We start from the raw sequence: 592 nt of genomic DNA, 5'->3' as shown, positions 1-592 counted from the left end.
GATCGGTGATTGTCCTCGAAGATCTCTGCAACGGTACGACGGACATCTGCATATTTGTCGGCAACCCGTATGGGCGACCGATGATAAAAATAGGAGCTGCGCGCCAGGTCCAACCGCTCAAGCAGCTCAGTCAAACCGTATTCTTCTCTCAGGGCGTCAACCAGCGTCGTCTTCTCCCGATTGCTCAGGAGTGACAGGTCGACGCCCAGGTCTTTTTTTACGAGTTCATTCGCCTTCTTCAACAGGTCGTGTTCAAGCTTCAGATTGCGAATGTCGCGCCGGAGCTCTTCGACCTGCCGCTCCAGTTCGTCCCGATCCGTCTCTGATGGTGATCCTTTGTCGCGCTTCATGGATGCAGGGGCCCCTCGGCCGAGTAACTGGTTCTTCCAGTTGTACAGCGACACCCTGTCGACGTCCAGCTTTTGCGCCACCGCCTGTGCACGTCCTTCCCGTGTGCACAGTTCGTACACCGCGAGCTGCCTGGTCGCCAATGACACGGCCGGTCGGCCTGCCTTGCCAACCACGCGTTTCCTGGTTTCCGGATAGCGCTCGCGAACCCACGCCGTCAGTATCTGGCGACAGGGATAGCCTA

Annotated in this window: 1 protein-coding gene; it reads right to left on the bottom strand. The window is 57.9% G+C overall.

The genetic code is table 11. The annotated features are described in order from the left end of the window. Positions 1 to 592, bottom strand: a 592-nt coding sequence (locus AC3IFE_RS01430) for a transposase (RefSeq protein WP_489189376.1), incomplete at both ends; no start/stop codon positions are given.

It is taken from the genome of Burkholderia sp. APQ4-4ca (assembly GCF_057837105.1).
Note: the sequence above shows the minus strand (reverse complement) of the source record. Positions and strands in the feature narration are given on the sequence as shown.